Source organism: Pseudomonas sp. K5002 (assembly GCF_013386655.1).
In the GTDB taxonomy this organism is placed as follows: domain Bacteria; phylum Pseudomonadota; class Gammaproteobacteria; order Pseudomonadales; family Pseudomonadaceae; genus Aquipseudomonas.
This window is the reverse complement of sequence record NZ_JACARK010001038.1, coordinates 1-316: the sequence shown is the minus strand read 5'-3', so window position 1 is coordinate 316 and position 316 is coordinate 1. Positions and strand designations below refer to the sequence as shown.

At 61.1% G+C, this 316-nt stretch carries 1 protein-coding gene; it reads left to right on the top strand.

Features of this window, described 5'->3' with window-relative positions; genetic code table 11:
* Nucleotides 1–104: 104 nt before the first annotated feature.
* A partial coding sequence (locus HX846_RS32900) for a cytosine permease (RefSeq protein ID WP_178967018.1) occupies nucleotides 105–316 on the top strand: 212 nt, incomplete at its 3' end.

Sequence of the window (316 nt, the reverse complement as noted above, 5' to 3'; positions counted from 1 at the left end):
GCCAGCTCCCACATTGATCCAGTCGAGTCAGGAAGACCGGCACACAGATTCAACTTGCCAACCTGCCACAACCACAAAAAAACAGGCATCAGGAGCACCCCACCATGAGTACGTCCTCTTCCGGCCAAAGCGCCGGGCAATTGGAAACACGCGGCATCGAGCCGGTCCCGGAAGGCGAGTGCAACGGCCATCCGCTGCAACTGTTCTGGGTCTGGTTTGCGGCCAACATCAGCATCCTCGGCTTGCCCCTGGGCGCGACCCTCGTAGCGTTTCGCGGCCTGGCGATCTGGCAGGCAATCATCGTGGCGATCCTCGG